This window comes from Azospirillum canadense (genome assembly GCF_025961225.1).
Classification (GTDB): domain Bacteria; phylum Pseudomonadota; class Alphaproteobacteria; order Azospirillales; family Azospirillaceae; genus Azospirillum; species Azospirillum canadense.
The window spans coordinates 197,219-215,541 of sequence record NZ_JAOQNG010000005.1 but is presented as its reverse complement, the minus strand read 5'-3'; the positions used below and the strand labels follow the sequence as shown (position 1 = coordinate 215,541).

Genomic DNA, 18,323 nt, shown 5'->3' with positions numbered 1-18,323 from the left:
ATCATGGTCGCCGCCGCGCGCGCATTGAATCTTTGCAACCGCAACACCCTTCCCGTTTGATCGGCGCCTTCAGATCGCGGAAAAGCTTAAGGAGAGAACGTCCCGCTTATTTGTGTCAATTTTACCAACAACCTGCCAAGTTTTACGTTGCATTCCAGCTGCGGTAATGAAGAATGATGAGATGAATAAATCAAAATGGGGCCTAAAGCGCCCGACAGCTGTGTTGTTCGCGGAATGAGGATCCGATCTTGCTTGCGTACCATTGCATTGCCTGGACTGTGTTCTTTGAACGCTTACGCCGATAACCGCAATTCTTCCGGAGGTCATGCAGACTGCTTTTTTGAGGAGCCTCGCTCTACGCGATTACTTCCTGGCATCACCACCACCAGCTCGACAAGTTCGGTGTGTGTGCAGAAGTGCGATTGTGGCAAGGGATTGAGCTCATCAAACCAATGTCTCTGCAACAGTTCGGGTGACGGTTATGACTGGCAGAACCCGTCCGATCCGACGGATCCAACTGCTGCTGCATGACGCATGCCGCACCGATGAGGCGCGGGCAGAAGTCAAACGCGTGGCGCAGGACATCGGCATGAACCTCTCCGGCGAGGGGCACGCAACGTTGTCGGCACGCATGCCTGATGCCGAGTTCAAGAAGCTTTTCCCCAATCCATCCGGTACCGACAATGCTCTCGCGGTTCCGGAAAAACTTAAACCCTATATCGCCTCGATCAGCGAGGCCCCGGAGCATCTATCATTCAAGTAAGGGGAGGAAGACATGAAGGCGTACGAGCCAAACGACCGCAATGTCAGGGATTCCCGAAACGGCGGAGAGGATCAACAGCTCCGTGTCGCTGTCACATTCAACCGGCCCGGCGACCAGACCGGCCCGACGAAGTTCGCCGCGCGGATGTCGACTGACACGGTCACCGCCTTCGTCCCCGATCCCATCCAAGCTGATCTGGCGCTCGCCGAGCTCGCGCGGCGAGGCTTTCGGCTGACCGGCCGCGGGGCCCTCACCGCGTCAATGCGTTGTTCACGGTCCGACTTTGAGGCGATGTTCCACACGAAACTCGAACTCGTGAGCGTGCCCGGTGGTTCGGCGGCCCAGTTCGGCGCGGTTTTGTACCCGCCCGATGGCGCTTCATGGAGCCCGGACCCCGCTGTACAATCCTTACTTGATGATGTCTATATCCAATGGCCACACATCTATATGGCGAAAGCGGCGAGTGCGGTCAAAGCCTCAGGAAAGCGCACGTCGGGCCCGCCAGCGGCAGCCCCTCCCTCAGCGTCTCCCCCGATGGTTCCCTATTTTCATCTCACCGCGCCCGCTGATATCGCCCGCCATCTCAATGCGGCACCGGCGCATCTCCAGGGGCTCACTGGCAAGGGTGTCCGCGTCGCCATGATCGACAGCGGCTTCGCCCACAGTCATCCCTATTTCAAGGCACACGGTTATTCCTCCTCAATCGTTCTGGCGCCGGGCGCCAGTGGCCGGAGCACCGACGGCAACGGCCATGGCACAGGTGAGTCGGCCAACGTCTTCGCCATCGCACCAGCCGCAACCTTTATTGGTGTGAAGCTCGACAACGAAACCAACCCGAGCTTAGGTGCCTCAATGCTTGAGGGCCTCCAGGAGGCACTTAAGCACGATCCTCACGTGATCTCCGTGAGCTTGGGTTATGATCTGCGCGGGTTGGGCAACGCGCCGTTGGCGCGCCTGCCCAACAGTCTGGTCGCGCTCGAGGCCGAAATCCAGGCGGCGGTCAAACGCGGTGTTGTGATCGTTTTCTCCGCCGGCAACGGCCATTATTCCTTTCCGGGACAGATGCCCGACGTCATCTCGGCAGGCGGCGTCTATGTCGACCAGACCGGTGCCATGCGCGCCGCAGATTATGCCAGCGCCTTTATGAGTCGGATTTATTCCGGGCGAAGTGTTCCTGACGTCTGCGGCCTTGTCGGCCTGCTGCCACACGCCAACTATTTGGCGCTCCCGGTTCCACCGGATTGCGAACTCGACCGCGATTGCGCCAACTACGATGGCACGCAGCCGACAGACGGATGGGGCGTGTTCAGCGGCACCTCGGCCGCGGCGCCGCAACTGGCCGGACTGTGCGCTTTGCTGCTCCAGGCTGACCCGTCGCTCTCTCCTGCCGACGTCAAGGCGATCCTACGCCGCACCGCACGAGACGTAACGACCGGGCACGCCAACCCTGCCAGTGATCCGACGGGGAATGGCCTCGCAGCCGAGGGCGGTGAGGATGGGGCAACCGGCGCCGGCTTGGTCGATGCGTTCGCCGCGGTGAAGCAACTCCTCTGATTGGATCATGACGCGCCGTAGCCGTCGTCCACCCATGACAGAGCCGGCTCATCAGCTTCCGGAGAACGCCGGGAACTGTTAGCTGGCCCTTGTTTCAGCGCCGTGTACCTGTTCCGCTTGATCTTGGCATGAATTACCGAGTGGCCGGCGATGCCCTTCTCTAGGCGCGCCAGGGCGGTCTGCTCGTCTTCCCGCGGCCGGCCAGAGCCGGTTCCGGCGCAGCGCATATTGCCGATCGCTCGGCCGCGCCCATCGCCAATGTCGTGACGCTAAAATGCGACCAAGCCGATAAGGGAATGTTAGCCGAGGAAGAACCGCCATGGCAACGAACACCGATACTGTCACATCCCAGGCGAAGCCGAACGAGCCTATCGTCGCCATCCGCGATGCGGATTTTGTTCCGGGACAAAGAGTTACCTTCCACATCGAGGAATTCAAAGCGTTGAAGACGGAGATCGGCGAGCTCGTAAAAGCCTCGTTAGCCAACGTTCAGTATGCCTTGCTCATGTCCGGGGGGATTTTCACTTGGCTCATCACGCACAAGGACTCCGCGGAAAAAAGCGGTCTCGAGCTGGCCTGGTATCTCCCTGCGGTTATCTCCGTATTCTTCGGCGTTTTATCAGCAGTCGGGTATGTCCGTATCGGTACAATGGCCGTATACCTCTTGGAGCTGGAAAGGAATATGGCGTGCGGCCGGCGTGGCTGGGAAAGCTATTTCCAGCCGCAGACCTCTTGGTTCGGCGGAATTTACGGCCTTGCCTGGCTCGCCCTGATCGTCGTCGACGCTTTCATCGGCTGGCGGTTGGCGACATAAGCCGCGCCCCTGCGGGCTGATTCGGGGTGGGAGAGAGCTGGGATCTGAATGGCAGGCGATTCCCCTCCCCCGCCAGCCATTCGGCAGCGTCCAAAGGCGTGATGTAGGAGCCCGAAAGTGCCTTAACCCGCTGACTGCAGGAGCGGCTGGCACCTCAAAAGAACGCCTACGCCGCGTGCTCACCATGGCGTTGGCGCGCAAGCTTCTGATCGCCTTGTGGCGGCTCGACATGGACGGCATCGTGCCGGACGACTGCGCGCTCAGGGCGGCGTGACGCTCGCCATGAATGGTGTTGGGAGCGGCGCTGAGGGTTCATCTTGGAATTGGTGCCGGATTGCCGACAGTGCCGCCGGATCGGCAAACAACGCATCCACGCAGGCTGGGTCGAAGTGCCGGCCGGCTTGGTCGCGGAGAAAGGCGGCCGCCGCCTCAAAGGTCCATGCTTTCTTGTACGGCCGGTCGGACGTCAGTGCATCCCAAACATCGGCGACGGCGACGATGCGCCCTTCCAAAGGAATGCTCTCGCCCGCCAGCCCATTGGGGTAACCGGTACCATCCCATCGCTCATGTAAAGGCCGGATGAAGCTTCCTCAGATCGGGCGGACGAAAACTCCCCAGATGGTTTGTGTGGCTATGGAGTGATGGTGCTCTCGGTTGGCCTCACTTTCGGTGGTCGGCCGCGCCGGCGTGGTGGGGGTGGAAGTGGGCCTATCGGCCGGGTGCGGGCGTTCTCCGGGATCAGCTCGGCGTGGCGGCGCAGGCGGTAGCTGGCCCCCTCGATCTGAACGACGACGGCGTGGTGGAGCAGGCGGTCCAGCAGGGCCGTGGCGACCACGGTCCCACCGAAGACGTCGCCCCATTCGGAAAAGCCGCGGTTCGAGGTCAGGATCATGGCCCCGCGCTCGTAGCGGGCGAAACACCGTTATCCATATTGCTCTGTTCCATGGTGATCTCCGCGAATGGCTCGGGCCGAAGCGATTTCCGCGGCGGCCGGACGTTCCTTTAGGTGCCACTCCCACTGGCCTCGCCCGCGCGGGGTTCGGAAAGCGATGTAGTCGCCCTGCCGAACACGGGCCCAGACGGCATCACGCTCCAGTCCCGTTTCCTCGACCACCGCGGTGAGCGTTGGCAATCCGCTCACGTCGGCGGATCCGTCGAGTCGCGCGATGTCCGCGTCCGTCAGCCGGATCCACTGCTTCGAACAGCGACAACGTTGATCGCACGCGACGACACCGTGCTGCACCCAGACCTGCACCAGAGACGGCGTGACACCTAACCGCTTCGCCGCCGCCTTGGCGGAGATGCACCCATCGCCCCGGGGTCGCAGTGCCCCGGTTCGGACCGGGCAGCCGGTTGGAATGTTGTGTTGCTTGCGCATGGAAAAGACGCGCTCGTAGGTCCACTCCTTTCCAGTCCGGGTGCGCAGGCCCAACGCGTTGAGTGCGCCGGCAACCACGTGATCGGGCAACCGGGCGGACAGGTCCCGGATGCGGGCGATCACCGCGGCGTCGGTGGTGGCGTGCAGGCCGATCGGCGGCAGGGGCACCGTGTGCGTTGAGGTGGCGCCACCCGTCCACAGAAGGACCACATCGACGCGACGTGCGATCCGATCGACCGTCACGGTCACAGCGGCAACGGCCAAGCGCAGAAGCCGCTTGCGATCGACGGCCGTCGTCGTGTCCGCCCGCCACAAGCCGGGGAGATTGCCGGCAATCCGGCGCACCTCCTCCCGCTCGGCAGCGGTCAGCGGCATCAGATCGGTTCGTTGCATCAAGGCGTATTCGCTGTCCAACGTCTCCAGCGCGAGCAACGCTGCGTTCCACCGCCGTTCCAGCTCCCGGGCCACCAAGCGGTTGTCCGGATCGACGGCGTCGTATTGACGTTGGGCCAAGACCACCTCGTACCGGGCGCGTTCCAAGCGCAGCTGCCAGTGCCGGTTGACAACCTCCCGCTCGCGCTCCAGCGTTTCCAGGGCCGCCAGGGTGGCCTCGAGGCCAACCGGGGCCACCGCCTCAAGGAAAGCGGCAGCGACAACGCCGTCCAGCAGGCCCACCGGACAGGACTGGCATTGCCGCTCGCCGTAATCGACCTGGGCCCGGCGGCAATGATAGCTGTGGTACACGGAGCCGTAGTTCACGGCCATCCGGCGGCCGCAGCGGCCACAGATGACCAGCCCGGTGAGCAAGGCAAGCCCTTCGCGCGGGGCGCCGCGGCCTTTCCGGGCGAAGTTGTAGAGGTTGTCCTGCAGCGCCTGCCGGTTGGCCAGGTAGGCGTCGTAGGTCAGGTAACCGGGGTAGACATCGGGCACCACGATGTCCCACTCCGTCACGCCGATCCGGTGGTCGATCACCGTTGGCGGGTCTCCTGGCACGGCTTGGCGCCGCCGCCGCCCATAGACGAAGACGCCGGCGTAAGCGGGGTTGGTGAGGATCTGCTGGATCATCTGGTAGGTCGGTCGCACCCACGTGATCGTGCCGGCGGTAGCCCCGGTTTGCGCGCATCGCGGCAAGGCCAGCCGGTTTTCCAGAAAGTGGCGCTGAACGGCCCTAGCGTTGCGCAACACGGCGAAGCGCTCGAATACCGTGGCGATGGCCAGACGCACAGCGTCATCCGGGTCCTGCACCACCACTCCGTCGGGGCGGCGCCGGAACCCGACCGGCAGGCGCAAAGCGAGTTCACCGCGGCGCGCCTTGTTCAGCAGATTGCCGCGCATCCGACCACGCAGAATGTGCAGCTCGGCGGCGAACAGCGTGCCTTTGACGCCCAACAAAAGCAGATCGTTAGGGTCCCGCGCGTCGTAGACGCCATCTTCGTCAGCGATGAGGGTGCGAAAGACCCCGCACAGTTCGATGACGCGGTGCCAATCGCTGTTGCGCCGGGACAGGCGCGACACTTCGGTGACGAGGATGATGCCGACCTCGCCCAAACCGATGGCGGCGACCAGCTTTTGGAAGCCCGTCCGTTGCCGGCTGCTCGCGCCAGAGAGGCCGAGATCCTCATCAATGACCCGGATCTGGGAGGTTGGCCACCCCATCTGGCGGGCGCGCTCGGCCAAGGCGTACTGACGACGGGTGCTCTCCTGGTTGCTCTGCACCTGCTTGGGCGTGGACTGGCGGATGTAGACGACCGCCTGCAGTTGCTGATGACGGGCTTCGATCTTGGGCGAGAGGATCATGGAGCGTCTCCTTGCGGGCCATCCGGCCCGTCAGCCGGCGCCGCAGCAGGTCGCTCCACAGCGCCACCATCGGCCTCTGGGCCTCGAGCGGCAGAATGCTCCACAGGATCGGGGTCGGGGTTGGCATGGCGAGCCTCCGCGCGCGGGAATGTGCGGCAGGCTTCGACCAGTCGGATGAGGGCGCGCAGGCTTCCAGGCGTGAAGCGCAGGACCGGCATGACAGGCTCCTCGACACGGGCAGCTTCGGTCCACGCCAGCGGCATCATCTGCCGGTGGCCATCCTCTCCTTCAACGACCAGATCCGTGCCGGCGTCGCGTCGCAGCCGCCGTATGACCCGTACAACCCGCCCCAGCCACGGATGATGCGGTGCGGTTACCCGAATCCATTGGACATGAGCGGAATTGCCCGACGCAATGTGTTGGCCGATGTTTGACCAGCTGGAAGAACAGGTTGCCGCCGCCGGGGATGACGGGCAGATAGCCGATCTCATCGACGATCAGGAGCTGTGGCCGACAGAGGAAGCGCAGGCGTTCGCGCAGCGTCCCCTCCCGCTCGGCCTTGGCCAGCGAGCCGACGATGTCGGCCAAGGTGGCGAAGTAGACGGAGCGGCCGGCCTTGACCGCCTCGACGCCCAGCGCAAGCGCCAAGTGCGTTTTGCCGCAACCGGGCTGGCCGAGAAAATGGACCACCTCATGGCGGTCGACGAAGTCGAGCTGCGCCAGAGCCATGATGCGGTCGCGATCGAGCGAGGGCTGGAAGGCGAAGTCGAAGCCGGCCAAGGTCTTGATATTGAGCAGGCGGCCCATCTTCAGGGCGGACTTGACGCGCCGTCCCTCGCGCAACGTCAGTTCCTCGCCGAGCAGGCTGTCGATGGCTTCCAGGGCGGAGATCTCGCCGCGCTCAATCCGGCGCAGGATGTGCTCCAGGACCTCCAAGGCACGCGGCATCTTCAGGCCGACCAGAGAGTGGCGGATGCGGTCCAGGGTGGCCGGGCCAGTCTCGAGGGAGGACGCGGTCATCGGGCGCTCTCCTGGTTGGCGAGGCGGCGGCCGATGGTGTCGTAGATGGCCAGCGAGCGGGGCGTGACCGTGTCGCCGCACGGCCGGGGGGCTGGCGTGGACGTCTCCCGCGGCGTCCGACTGTTGGCCGGTGGCGGCTGGGTGCGGTGGCCCGGGGCAACGCGGCGCTGCCCGCGCCCCTCCAGCGCCGGGTGGGAGGCGATGAGCGCGCCGTCCTCCAGGAGGTTCACCGCGTCCGCCGTGACCTGCACCTCCACGATGCGCCGACGGGTGCTGTCCGGCACGGAGTAGAGGTTGCCGCCCACCGAGACCATGCCATCGCGGGTGATGCGCCGTTCCAGCCCGAGCACCGTGTTGAACGGGCCGGCCGGCAGCTCCTTGAGACGGCCACACTCCTCGGCGAAATGCTCGATGACGACGCGCTGAGTGGTGGCGTGCCGCCGGACGTTGGCGACCTGGTCCAGCCACTGGGTGAACTGGGCGTTCAGGTCATCGAGGTTGCGGAAGGTGCGGGCGAGGAAGAAGTCCTCGCGCACGTAGCGGAACGGCCGCTCCACCTTGCCCTTGGTCTGCGCCCGGTAGGGCCGGCAGGCTTTCGGCAGGAAGCGGTAGTGGGCCGCCAGGTCGAGGAGCTTGGCGTTATAGGCGATGCCCTTGGCCGGCTGATCCGGGTCCTCGAGCTCACCGAGGATGGCGGTCTTCATGCGGTCGTACAGAATCTGCTCGGGCACGCCGCCGAACGCCTCGAAGGCGGCGATGTGGCAGCGCAGGACGGTCTGCAGGTCCTGGCGGGCGACGAAGCGGGCCCACATCATGCGGCTGTGGCCGAGCACCATGGAGAACAGCCAGACCACCCGCTCGACCTCCGGCTGGTCGGTGAAGGTGGTTTTGAAGAAGGCGAAGTCGACCTGGGCCTGTTTGCCGGCCGGGGTCTCGAAGCGGCGTTCGAACCGGGCCACGGCTTTCGGCCGGACGGTGCGTAGGAAGTCCTTCAGGATGGTGTAGCCGCCCGTGTAGCCGAGCTCCCGGATTTCCCGGAGCAAGCGTCGCCCGCTGAGTTCGGGGAAGGACTGCAGGCGCTCCCGCAGGTAGGGCTCAAAGGGCCCGACCAGGGTCGGCTGAGGTGGCCGTGGCGTGTAGGCGGGAGGCTCCAGGCCCCTGGCGATGTATTTGCGGATCGTTTTGCGGTCCAGGCCGGTCCGGCGCGCGATCGCCGACACGCTCATGCCCTCACGGGCGAGATCGAGAATCATGACGAGTTCCCCAAGTGTGACCACCCTCGCTCTCCCTCAGACGACCGAGGGAAGAATGAACGACCGGTGGCCGCACGGCGTCGGGGCGTACGCCCCGACGCCGTGCCGTGGCATCAGCCTGGGGAAATTTCACCCGCCCGATCTGGGGAGCATACAACCGGCACTGACAGCAGATCCAAGCGGTCGGAACGAAGGCCGCAGACTTACCAGACCGCGCCCCCGCCGCAACACCCCTGTTCAGCTTAAAGTAGCATCCCGCTCAGCACCGGCCGGGACACGCCCGCTACAAACAGATTCTGAAGGGGAAATCGTCCCTTCTATGTGCACATTCCGGCGCCGATCCGCATCCGTCATGCACCGGGAATGCGGATGGGCCAGTTCCAGGTGTCGCCTGACATGGCCGCTAACTTCCGCTTGGCGCCCGTCACGAACAGCGTAATATACGCAACGGCTTTGCTTAAGAAATAAGCAGGGAAGGGAAATGATGTTTGATGACATGGGAATAAGTCTTCGCATCGCCCGTGAAGAAGACGCTGTGGAAATAGCGGACCTCGTGAATCGGGCTTACAGGCCGTTGCCGCAACAGGCAGGATGGACACACGAAGCAGACTTGATTGATGGGAAAAGAACATCCGCCGCTAAAGTGCTTTCCCTCTTCAGAGATGGATCGGTTATACTGCTACTGACCCATGACGACAGGATCGTTTCCTGCGTGCATGTCCAACGCGCCGACTCGAGCGCCTATATTGGCATGCTGGCGACTGCTCCTGCGATGCAGGGGCGGGACTTGGGCAAAAGGATGCTTCTTCACGCGGAGCAATATGCAACAGAGTGCTTCGGTGCGTCCGTCATCAGGATGTCGGTGCTCTCAACGCGGCCAGAGCTTTTGGCGTTTTATGAGAGGCGCGGCTATACACTGACCGATGAAATTGGAGAGTATCCGTTATCATTGGGTGTTGGCCGGCCCAAGGTCGACGGCATCCACGTTCTATCGCTGATTAAATTTCCGGCCACCTCTTCATGAACTGAGGGCATCGCTTGAGGGCCTCTGCGTCAAGGCGTTCGTGAACAGGCTCCCACTACATCTTTTTCTCGGTTCCTGATGGCGCCAACTCGTTCCCGCTATCCATGGAGGGGACCCGGACCCGCCCGCCGCGCTCTCTAAGTAAGCAGGCGGCGGGCGGGGCCGGGGAGGCGCTGTGGATTGCGGGGGCGAGCGTCCCAACGGGTCCCGTCAGCTTGTTGCAGCGAGGCGCCTGCAGCGATAGGGAGGGCAGCCGTTCCGCGGCTCCGATGGTTTCCCGATGCCGCATATGGCCAATGCCGCTTGTCGCCATCATATTCCGCGGCGGATCGGCGCTTCTTGGAGCCATGCTTCTCCACCACCCATTCTCCCGGCCCACTGAGCTTGAGGCCAGTGCTGTCGACCAGCAGGTGCAGCGGGCCGACGGTCAGCGCGCGTGGCGTGATCGCCAAGCTCTGGGCCTGGCGGCTCAGTGTCGTGTGGTAGCTGCGCTGGCCCTCGCGGGCTCCGGAACCGGAAGATCGAGCCGGAGCAGCGGCATCAGCGAGCCGATCAGCCCCTCGGTCTGCCGGAAGGCGAGGCGAACCAGCGCTCGCCGCGTCAGTGCCGTCTCGATCGCCACAGCGGAGTAGCGCGGCTGCCCGCCGCGCGTGGTGCGCGGGGCGGCGCGCCAGGCCTGAATGGCCTCTTCGTTGAACCAAACGGTCAAACGGCCGCGCTGCCGGAGACCGGACTCATAAGCCCCTCAGTTCGTCACATGATACTTGGCGCGAGGAAACTGGTGGCGGTGGGCAGCGTGTTGTTTGAACGGCATCGGGCGACGGTGGGGGCAAGCATCAACGGGCCATGGCTTCTACGCCGATCCGTAGGCCGCCGCCAGTCCCCCATCCCTGCACCACGCTGGGGACACGGGCTCATTCCGCCCACACTCGCCTCGATGCACCACGCTGCTGAACGTGGGAGCTTCAGATCGCTTCGAAACCCGGTGTTCGCGCGTGAACTTTGTTCCCTTTCCCCAATATTTCGGTTTAACGGTTCTGCGTGATGCAATGGCCTCTACGGTTCAGTAATTGAGCGATGATGAATCTTCCTTCGCTATTTCCTGGATGAAGTCCAGGAACGCCCTGACTTTCGCGGGCGGAAAGTGGCGTGAAGGATGATAAGCATAGAGTGGATAAAGCTCTTCCGACCAGTCGGGCAGAACCCGCACGAGTTCGCCCCGTGACAAGAAGGGCGCCAAACTGATGGCCACGCTCTGGAAGATGCCCTGGCCGGCCAGACAGGCGGAAACCGCGACGGAAGGGTCGTCCAAGACCAGTCGGCTTGAGACCTTAATCTCGATGACATTCCCACCCCGGCGGAATTCCCAGGGAAAAGGGAGACCGGTCTGCGGATCCCGAAAGAGAAGCGTCTCGTGATGAACAAGGTCGTGCGGTGACTGTGGCTCTCCGTGCCGGTCGAGGTAGGCTGGCGCGGCAACCGTCAGCACAGGGGTTTCCAACAGCTTGCGTGTGATGAGGGACGAGGCGTCGGGTGGCCCGAAGCGGACCGCCACGTCCACGCCGGTCATCATCTCCTCGCGGTAGTTGCTGGTGGTGACGTCCACCGATAGCAGCGGGTAGCGGGTGAGGAACCGCTGCAATTCGGGCGCAAGCACCATGCGCGCGAACCATGGATCCACCGATACGCGCAGACGGCCGCGCACCACTGCCGCGGCTCCCGCCGCCTCGGCGGCGGCTTCGTCCAGGCTGGCCAGCAGCGGCATCACTCGCGCGTGGAAGCGCCGGCCCTCCTCGGTAAGGCTCACTTCGCGCGGGTTGCGATCGAACAGCCGGACACCGACCCGGGCCTCCAGCCGCGCCACGGCGCGGCTCACGCCCGACGGCGTCAAGCCGAGAATCTCGGCCGCACGGGCGAAATTCCCCGCTTCCGTGACGGCTGCCAGCACGCCAACGCCGGTCAGAAGCCGCGTGTCGAATGCCATGTCGCCCTCTTTTTTCGTACCACGCTGACGGCGCCACGCACCCGCCCGGAGGCCAATCACAGTGATTTTTGATCACTATAAAGCTGACCTTATTGCGCGTCCATCAGGCCGGGATACGGCTTAAACGACGTCATCGCAAACGGCGCCGGTCCAGACCGGCCGAGGGAGCCGGCTTTCCCGCCACCCGCATGTCCTGTGATCCGAAAAGGAGCGAGCCATGAACGACATCTCCCGTCGAACGATGCTTCAGCGCGGCGGCATGCTGGGGGCCATCCTGGCCCTTGACACGGTCAGCCCGGCTTTGGCGCGGACGGCGCCCACGCCCATGCTGCACAGCGCCAAGCGAATCGACTCCGCCCTGCGCGCCGGCGTCGCACACAACGACGTGGCCGGCGTGGTCGCTCTCGCCGCCCAGGCGACGGGCATTGTGTACGAGGGCGCGTTCGGCAAGGCCAACGTCGCGACCGGCACCCCGATGACGACCGACACGGTGTTCTGGCTGCTGTCGATGACCAAGGCCTTCACCGCGACAGCCTGCATGCAACTCGTCGAACAGGGCCGGCTGCGGCTGGACGACGACGCGGCAAAATACCTGCCGGAGCTCGCCGCACCAAAGATCCTGGAGGGCTATGCCGCGGACGGGACGCCGCGGCTGCGCCCGGCCAAGCGCACGATCAAGGTGCACCACCTGCTGACCCACACCTCCGGCTTCACCTATTCGATCTGGAGCGAGGCGCTGACCCGCTACGAACAGGTGACGGGCATGCCCGACGTTGCAACTTGCAAAAACGCCGCCTTCACGGCCCCGCTCGAATTCGAGCCGGGCGAGCGGTGGGAATACGGCATCAGCATGGATTGGGTCGGCAAGCTGATCGAAGCGGTGACCGACCAGTCGCTTGAAGTCTACTTCCGAGAGAACATTTTCGCGCCGCTCGGCATGACGGATTCAGGCTTCCTGATCGGCTCTGAGCAGAAGCGGCGGGTCGCCACCTTCCACAACCGCCGCGCCGACGGCGAGCTGGAGCCCACTCCCTTCGAGATGCCGCAGCGGCCAGAGTTCTTCATGGGCGGCGGTGGCACCTTCAGCACGCCGCGCGACTACATGACGTTTCTCCAGGCGCTGCTGAACGGCGGCGCGCTACACGGCGTTCGCATCCTGCGTCCGGAGACGGTCACGATGATGATGCGGAACCAGATCGGCGAGTTGAACGTGCACGAGATGCGGTCGGCGCAGCCGCCCTACTCCCACAGCTTCGATCAGTTCCCCGGCCAGCCGCACAAGTGGGGCCTGTCTTTCGACATCAACACGCAGCCGGGGCCGAACGGGCGCTCCGCCGGCAGCATCTCCTGGGCCGGCCTGCTCAACTGCTATTTCTGGCTCGACCCGGTGAAGGCGGTCACCGGCGCGTTCTTCACGCAGATCCTGCCCTTTTACGACGACCGGGTCGTCGGCCTTTACGGCGACTTCGAGCGCGGCGTCTACGCCGGCCTCGCCTGAGCCCACGCCACGCCCCTTTCACATTCTGGAGACCGATCATGTACGCAATCACTGGAATCACCGGCAAGGTCGGCGGTGCGCTCGCCCGCCGCCTGCTCGACGACCAGCAGCCCGTCCGCGCCGTTCTACGCGATCCGGGCAAGGCGGCGGAGTGGACCGTTCAGGGCTGCGATGTGGCCTTCGCCACCATGGACAACGCCGCTGCCCTTGCCGCGGCTTTTCGCGGTGCGGCGGGCGTCTTCATCCTGCCACCCTCCGAGTTCGATCCAGAGCCCGGCTTCCCCGAAGCGCGGCGAGTTATCGAGGCCCTCACATCGGCCTTGGCGGAGGCCCGCCCCGGCAAGGTGGTCTGCCTGTCGACCATCGGCGCCGATGCGCCGCACGAGAACCTGCTGACCCAGCGCTCGCTGCTGGAGCAGGCGCTCGGTACCCTTGACTTGCCGGTCACCTTCTTGAGGCCCGGCTGGTTCATGGAGAACGCGCTTTGGGACGTTCCGGCGGCGCGGGACGTGGGCGTGCTGCGCAGCTTCCTGCAGCCGGCGGACAAACCGTTCCCGATGATCGCCACAAAGGATGTCGGACACCTCGCCGCCAAGCTCCTGCGCGAGATCTGGAGCGGGACGCGGGTGGTCGAGCTGGAAGGCCCGGCGCGCGTCTCGCCGAACGATCTCGCCCGGTCCTTCGCCAAGGCGCTTGGTCACACGGTTCGTGTCGAAACCGTGCCACGGGAGCGTTGGGAAGGGATCTTCCACGCCCAAGGCTCGCGGAACCCCTTGCCGCGGATGCGGATGCTCGACGGCTTCAATGAGGGCTGGATCGAGTTCCACGACCGGGGCCGGTCAGTCGTGAAAGGCGCGACTACGCTCGATAGCGTCATCGCCGATCTCGTCGGGGCGGGAGCCCCTAAGACCGCCTGACGGAATCGAACCTTGCCGCAGGCGTCACGGTGACGGAGGGGGCACGGCGTTCCCGCGCATCCCGCCGGCACCCCTACCAAGGAAAGGACCCGACATGGAAACCATCACCACGCAGGGAGTCGCAATACCTCGCCTCGGCTTCGGCACGTTCCGCATGCCGGGCGCCGACGCCCAGCCGGTTGTCGAGAGCGCGCTCGCGCTCGGCTACCGCCACATCGACACCGCGGCGATGTATGAGAACGAAGCCGCAGTCGGCGCCGCCATCGCGGCATCCGGGGTGGACCGGAGCGAGCTGTTCGTCACCACCAAGGTCTGGCACGACCAACTCGCGCCGGATACGCTCCGCCGTGCCTTCGACAGCAGCCTGCGCAAGCTGGGGCTCGACCATGTCGATCTCTACATGATCCACTGGCCATCGAAGGAAATGGACATGGGGGCGACGCTGGACGCGTTGACGGCGTTGCGGGACTGCGGTTTGACACGCGCCATTGGGGTTTGCAACTTCAACCTTCCGATGATCCGCCATGCGGTGGAGGCGATCGGCGCGCCGATCGCCAATGTCCAGCTCGAATACCACCCGTTCCTGTCGCAGGGGCCGATGCTGGCCTATCTTCGTAGCAAGGGGATACCGCTGACCGCCTACGCGCCGCTCGCCCAGGGCCGGGCGGCGAGCGATCCGACGCTTGCCGCCCTTGGCCGTGCGCATGGCTGCAGTGCCGCCCAGATAGCTGTCGCTTGGCTGCTCAATCAGCCGGATGTGATCGTGATCCCGAAGGCCGCCCGTCGTGAAAGCCAGAGGGCTAATCTCGAGGCGCTCGGAGTCCGGCTCGGCGACGACGATCGCGCCGCGATTGCCGCCTTGCCAAAGAACCAGCGTTTCGTTCGACCGCCATTCGCACCGGATTGGGACGCCGCGGATTCGTAATGTGCGCGAAGCGAGGGCTATGACGATTCGATGTCGGTTCAGCGCCAATGGTGGTGGCCAGGACACGCGCAATCCGGGGTAACAGTCCATTCGGCGCCGGAAAGCGGCGCTGATCGATGGCGAGGCTTATGCCACAGCACGCGGGGCTCAGATCAGGAGCCTGAAAATGGACTGATTCCGCGTGCGGGTGCAACGGGCGCATTGACCGTCCGGGACCGGAAAGGGATTAACGGAGCTAAGCATCAAAGGGAAGGCGGAAGCCGAATTGACGTTAATTGCATCTGGGATCACCTGTATTCAAAGCGGAAATCCAGCGCAAATACGATGCTTGTCGAAACAGCGGCAATGCTCACACATCATTCTCCAATCGATTGGCGCCAGCAGAGCTGGATCGGTGCCGATCTAACTTGGAGGAGCTTGTGGCGTGCGTGCGTATGTCATCAACATCCTGAGCGCGGGTGGTCACCGATCATCCAGGAGGCAGCAATGACCAATCTTGCTGGGACGACCGTGCTGATTGCGGAACCTTACGCGTCAGTCGCTTCTGGCCTTCGCATGATCATCGAGCAATGGGGCGGATCCTGCCGGACAGTGCTGTCGTCCGACGAGCTGCACGCGGCTCTGCAGAGCACGTTGCCCGACGTGCTGCTGGTCAACATCGACCTGGCCGGGGGACGCGAGGGCATCGAAGCGCTGTCGCGGGCCTGTTCCGCTGTGGTCGTTGCTATGGCGGCGCGTTTTCTGCACTCGAACGAATGTGACACGGTAACCTGCTTGGAAATGCCGTTCACCATAGCGGACCTGCAGCTCGCGATCGCGTCGATGTCGGCCCGGTTATGGGGAAGGACGGCAAGATCGCTGCGCGGTGTGCCGGACCGCGAGGCGGCTTGGGCGTTATGAGGACTGGCCGTCCTGATCGGTCCAATGCTTGACCGCGTTCCAGACGGAACACCGGGATCGCCGCAATCGCATCGCAAGCGGGGGCGGGTGCCGCCGCGACCCAACCGGCCCTTACAACCGACAGCGGGCCTTCACGCAGCACACCGGCCGCGCATACCCGGCGGAAGTGTTGGGTCCATGCTGGCCCAGCTCACGCGACAGATTTTAGGTGTCCAGGGACATGACTTGGTTCATGAGGCTGCGCATTGCGCAGAAGTCGACGATCGCGTTTGCCGCCATCATCCTGGTCGCGGCGGGCGTCAGCGTTATCAGTTTCCGCACCCTGAGCTTCCTCCAGACCAGCAACGGCTGGACCACGCACAGCTATGAGGTGCTGGAGGACGCCAGCCGCCTGATGGCCGCCATGGTCGATCAGGAGACCGGCCTGCGCGGCTTCCTGCTCACCGCCGACGCCGCCTTTCTCGAGCCCTACACGGGCGGTCTCGCCGCGTTCGAGACCGCCTTCGCCACCCTCAAGCGGCTGACCGGCGACAACCCCGGGCAGCAGGCCCGCCTCGACCGGCTCAAGGCCGCCGCCGAGCGCTGGCGCACCGAAATCGCCGAGGCGGAGATCGCCCTGATGCGGCAACCGGGCGGCCGCGAGGCGGCCGCCCGCCTGGTCGCCTCCGGCGTCAGCAAGACGCACATGGACGCCATCCGCAAGCTGGTCGCTGAGATCGACGCCGTGGAGCGCGGGCTGCTCGGCGCGCGCCGCGCCGACGAGGAGGCGGCCTTCAACACCGCCTACTCCACGATCCTCGTCGGCGGCCTGCTGACCCTCGCGGTGGCCGGTCTGATGGGGCTGCTGCTCCGCCGCACGATCAGCGGCGGCATCATCGCGCTGACCGGCTGCATGACCCGGCTGGCCAGCGGCGACAGGACGGGGGCGATCCCCGGCGTCGGCCGCGGCGACGAGATCGGCGCCATGGCCGAGGCGGTCGCGGTCTTCCAGCGCAACGCCCTTGAGGCCGAGCGCCTCGCCGCCGCCCGGCGCGCGGAGGAGGCGGCCAAGGCCCGCCGTGTCGAGCGCCTGGACGAGCTCATGCGCGGCTTCGAGGGCGCGATCACCGGCGTGGTGCAGAGCCTGGCCGGCTCGGCCACCCAGATGCAGCAGGCCGCCGGCACGCTGACCCGGACGGCGGACACCGGCACCCAGCTGAGCGGCACCGTCGCGTATGCCTCCGAGCAGGCGAGCGCCAACGTGCAGACCGTCGCGGCGGCGGCCGACGAGCTCGCCGCCTCGATCGGCGAGATCGGCCGCCAGGTGACCCAGTCCTCCCAGGTGGCCGAGCGCGCGGTGGCCGGCGCCGGCCGGGCGAGCACCGTGGTGTCCGGCCTGGCCGAGGGCGCGCAGCGCATCGGTCGGGTGGTCGACCTGATCACCACCATCGCCGGCCAGACCAACCTGCTGGCGCTGAACGCCACGATCGAGGCGGCGCGCGCCGGTGCAGCCGGCAAGGGCTTCGCGGTGGTGGCGAGCGAGGTCAAGCACCTGGCCACCCAGACGGCCAAGGCGACGGAGGACATCACCGAGCAGATCGGCGCGATCCAGGGCGCCACGCGCGAGGCGGTGGGGGCGATCGCGGAGATCAGCCGGGTGATCGGCGAGATCAGCCAGATCTCCGCGGCCATCGCCACGGCGGTGGAGGAGCAGTTCGCGGCGACGCAGGAGATCAGCCGCAGCGTGCAGGAGGCCGCCCACGGCACTCTGGCGGTGAGCAGCACCATCGCCGGCGTGACCCGCGCCGCCGGGCAGACCGGTCAGGCGGCGGGCGCGGTGCACGACGTCGCGGCTCACCTGGCCGACCAGTCGGCGCGCCTGCGCGTGGACGTCGAGACCTTCCTTGAGGATGTCAAACGCGCCTGAGAGGCGCCTCCCTTCGTGCCCGGCCAAGGCGGCGTTCCGCCCAACCGGCCAGGGAGGCGTTTTCGCGCGCCGCCTGCCAAGGGCACAACGTGGGACGCGCAAGCGTCAGCGACTGTGCGGGTTGCGTTGCTTGTGTTTGGTCAGGGACAGTGATGGACATGCACCCACGCATCAAGGGGCGTCGCATGGCGGTCGAGGCCGCTCACCGCGCCGAGTATGCCGCAGCCCAGACGGAGTTTCAGAGAGTGGTCGCCAATGCGATAGCCGACCTGCAGTGTCTCGGCGCCAGGCATGCGCATCCGGACATCCCGAGGCTGATCAGTTTTTGGCAATCGATGGGGCGGATCATGCAATCGCTCGACCCCATGCGCCCGGATTGCGAGGTGGTTCTGACAACTGTGTCTTCGCTGTTACAAATAGCACGGAGCGAAACAAAACTTCTGGCGCGCAAACTGTTGGGGCATGCGTCGTGAGCCTTCTCAGAGGCTGTTGAGATGAAGACCGATGAAATACGGCATCAATGCTGATTTGCAACGCACGCCCCAATGGAGCCATTGATTCAGCATGCAATGTCGTCGCCTTGAGAGGTG

15 protein-coding genes and 2 pseudogenes are annotated in these 18,323 nt (G+C 65.0%); 10 read left to right on the top strand and 7 right to left on the bottom strand.

Annotated elements, in window-relative coordinates; all coding sequences use genetic code 11:
- Nucleotides 1–481: 481 nt before the first annotated feature.
- From M2351_RS25650 to M2351_RS25640, 3 genes are all read left to right on the top strand, one after another.
- Nucleotides 482–763, top strand: a complete 282-nt coding sequence (locus M2351_RS25650) for a hypothetical protein (protein ID WP_264658891.1) — start codon at nt 482–484, stop codon at nt 761–763.
- A 12-nt stretch (nt 764–775) separates the two neighbouring features.
- Entirely contained in the window at nt 776–2,317 is a 1,542-nt protein-coding gene (locus M2351_RS25645) for a S8 family serine peptidase (RefSeq protein ID WP_264658890.1), read from the top strand.
- Nucleotides 2,318–2,636: 319 nt separating this feature from the next.
- Nucleotides 2,637–3,131 carry a hypothetical protein gene (locus M2351_RS25640; protein ID WP_264658889.1) on the top strand — a complete coding sequence of 165 codons (495 nt, stop codon included), beginning with the start codon at nt 2,637–2,639 and terminating at the stop codon, nt 3,129–3,131.
- 260 nt (nt 3,132–3,391) lie between these two features.
- Here the strand turns inward: M2351_RS25640 and M2351_RS25635 are convergent, their stop codons facing one another.
- The 5 genes and pseudogenes from M2351_RS25635 to istA all read right to left on the bottom strand — a co-directional run bounded on the left by M2351_RS25635 (nt 3,392) and on the right by istA (nt 8,603).
- On the bottom strand, nt 3,392–3,712 hold the full coding sequence (locus tag M2351_RS25635) for an HD-GYP domain-containing protein (protein WP_406567443.1): 321 nt from the start codon (nt 3,710–3,712) through the stop codon (nt 3,392–3,394).
- A gap of 173 nt (nt 3,713–3,885) precedes the next feature.
- Nucleotides 3,886–4,041: pseudogene (locus tag M2351_RS45495) on the bottom strand (ATP-binding protein); the annotation flags it as partial.
- 12 nt (nt 4,042–4,053) lie between these two features.
- Nucleotides 4,054–6,306, bottom strand: coding sequence for a recombinase family protein (locus M2351_RS25625; RefSeq protein WP_264658888.1), 2,253 nt, complete (start codon nt 6,304–6,306; stop codon nt 4,054–4,056).
- 423 nt (nt 6,307–6,729) lie between these two features.
- Nucleotides 6,730–7,326, bottom strand: a pseudogene (locus tag M2351_RS25620) (ATP-binding protein); the annotation flags it as partial.
- Entirely contained in the window at nt 7,323–8,603 is a 1,281-nt protein-coding gene (gene istA / locus M2351_RS25615) for an IS21 family transposase (RefSeq protein ID WP_264658887.1), read from the bottom strand. The pseudogene M2351_RS25620 and the gene istA, both read right to left, overlap by 4 nt.
- A 457-nt stretch (nt 8,604–9,060) precedes the next feature.
- Here istA and M2351_RS25610 point away from each other — a divergent pair, with 457 nt between their 5' ends.
- Complete coding sequence (locus tag M2351_RS25610) at nt 9,061–9,603, top strand: GNAT family N-acetyltransferase (RefSeq protein ID WP_264658886.1); 543 nt, start codon at nt 9,061–9,063, stop codon at nt 9,601–9,603.
- A 469-nt stretch (nt 9,604–10,072) separates the two neighbouring features.
- On the opposite strand, the gene M2351_RS25605 is transcribed toward M2351_RS25610, so the two are convergent.
- Nucleotides 10,073–10,312, bottom strand: a complete 240-nt coding sequence (locus tag M2351_RS25605; RefSeq protein ID WP_264658885.1) for a transposase — start codon at nt 10,310–10,312, stop codon at nt 10,073–10,075.
- Nucleotides 10,313–10,666: 354 nt separating this feature from the next.
- A complete protein-coding gene (locus M2351_RS25600; RefSeq protein WP_264658884.1) occupies nt 10,667–11,587 on the bottom strand; it encodes a LysR family transcriptional regulator in 921 nt (306 codons plus the stop codon).
- Nucleotides 11,588–11,804: 217 nt separating this feature from the next.
- On the opposite strand from M2351_RS25600, the gene M2351_RS25595 reads away from it, so the two are divergent.
- From M2351_RS25595 to M2351_RS25570, 6 genes are all read left to right on the top strand, one after another.
- Nucleotides 11,805–13,085 carry a serine hydrolase domain-containing protein gene (locus tag M2351_RS25595; protein WP_264658883.1) on the top strand — a complete coding sequence of 427 codons (1,281 nt, stop codon included), beginning with the start codon at nt 11,805–11,807 and terminating at the stop codon, nt 13,083–13,085.
- Between the two features lie 38 nt (nt 13,086–13,123).
- On the top strand, nt 13,124–14,002 hold the full coding sequence (locus tag M2351_RS25590) for an NmrA family NAD(P)-binding protein (RefSeq protein ID WP_264658882.1): 879 nt from the start codon (nt 13,124–13,126) through the stop codon (nt 14,000–14,002).
- 94 nt (nt 14,003–14,096) lie between these two features.
- A complete protein-coding gene (locus M2351_RS25585) occupies nt 14,097–14,927 on the top strand; it encodes an aldo/keto reductase (protein ID WP_264658881.1) in 831 nt (276 codons plus the stop codon).
- 486 nt (nt 14,928–15,413) lie between these two features.
- Nucleotides 15,414–15,827 (top strand): response regulator, encoded by a 414-nt coding sequence (locus M2351_RS25580; RefSeq protein ID WP_264658880.1) that lies wholly within the window; start codon nt 15,414–15,416, stop codon nt 15,825–15,827.
- A gap of 232 nt (nt 15,828–16,059) precedes the next feature.
- Nucleotides 16,060–17,733, top strand: coding sequence for a methyl-accepting chemotaxis protein (locus M2351_RS25575; protein ID WP_264658879.1), 1,674 nt, complete (start codon nt 16,060–16,062; stop codon nt 17,731–17,733).
- Between the two features lie 158 nt (nt 17,734–17,891).
- Nucleotides 17,892–18,206, top strand: coding sequence for a hypothetical protein (locus M2351_RS25570; protein ID WP_264658878.1), 315 nt, complete (start codon nt 17,892–17,894; stop codon nt 18,204–18,206).
- The last annotated feature ends 117 nt before the right edge of the window (nt 18,207–18,323 follow it).